The following is a 441-nucleotide window of genomic DNA, read 5'->3' as shown; positions in this document are numbered from 1 at the left end:
GACTACCAGGGTATCTAATCCTGTTCGCTCCCCCAGCTTTCGCGCCTCAGCGTCGGTCTCGGCCCAGAGGGCCGCCTTCGCCACCGGTGTTCCACCCGATATCTGCGCATTCCACCGCTACACCGGGTGTTCCACCCTCCCCTACCGGACCCAAGCCGCGGAGGTTCCGGGGGCTTCGGGGGGTTGAGCCCCCCGCTTCGACCCCCTGCCTGCCGGGCCGCCTACGCGCGCTTTACGCCCAATGAATCCGGATAACGCTCGCCCCCTACGTATTACCGCGGCTGCTGGCACGTAGTTAGCCGGGGCTTCTTCTGCAGGTACAGTCTTGACTCTTCCCTGCTGAAAGCGGTTTACGACCCGAAGGCCTCCGTCCCGCACGCGGCGTCGCTGCGTCAGGGTTCCCCCCATTGCGCAAGATTCCCCACTGCTGCCTCCCGTAGG

At 65.8% G+C, this 441-nt stretch carries 1 rRNA gene; it reads right to left on the bottom strand.

Annotated features, from left to right (window positions below):
• Nucleotides 1-441, bottom strand: a 16S ribosomal RNA gene (locus C1631_RS23755); the annotation flags it as partial.

The sequence above is a fragment of the Chryseobacterium phosphatilyticum genome (assembly GCF_002899825.2).
GTDB lineage: Bacteria > Bacteroidota > Bacteroidia > Flavobacteriales > Weeksellaceae > Chryseobacterium > Chryseobacterium phosphatilyticum.
Note: the sequence above shows the minus strand (reverse complement) of the source record. Positions and strands in the feature narration are given on the sequence as shown.